Genomic DNA, 434 nt, shown 5'->3' on the forward strand with positions numbered 1-434 from the left:
CCGCGAACGCCTGCAGGAACACATGGCTGGGGCCGATGTCCTGGATGCGCTGGACCAGCTGGTCGAGGTTGCGCGCCATCTGCGCGGCGTCCGCGTCGTACACGTAGTCCAGGTCCACCTGGATCGCGCGCACGCCGTCCAGCGACAGGTCGCGGCGCAGCTCGCCGGCCAGGTCGCGCACGTCCGGATTGCGATGGATCAGCAGGCGCCCGAGGCTGCCGAGCGCATTCTGGTCGGCGCTGTCCTCGCCCTGCTGGCCGAGATCGGCCTCCTGCGAGCGGCCCTCGAGATCGAACGACAGGACCATGCCCATGTCGCCGGCGATCGCGTTGGTCACGCCGTTGTAGGCCGCATAGGGCCAGACGATGACGCGCGGTGCGCGGTCGAGATGGCGCGCGAGCGCATCGCGGCTGGTCTGCAGGTCGGCCGCGATC

At 70.5% G+C, this 434-nt stretch carries 1 protein-coding gene; it reads right to left on the bottom strand.

Annotation, left to right across the window (positions count from 1 at the left end):
* Window positions 1–434 (bottom strand): poly-beta-1,6-N-acetyl-D-glucosamine N-deacetylase PgaB (locus SB719_RS19055; RefSeq protein ID WP_412159588.1); only part of this gene is annotated, 434 nt, incomplete at both ends.

The organism is Pantoea sp. SIMBA_079 (genome assembly GCF_046940275.1).
GTDB classification, from domain to species: Bacteria; Pseudomonadota; Gammaproteobacteria; order Enterobacterales; family Enterobacteriaceae; genus Pantoea; species Pantoea borealis.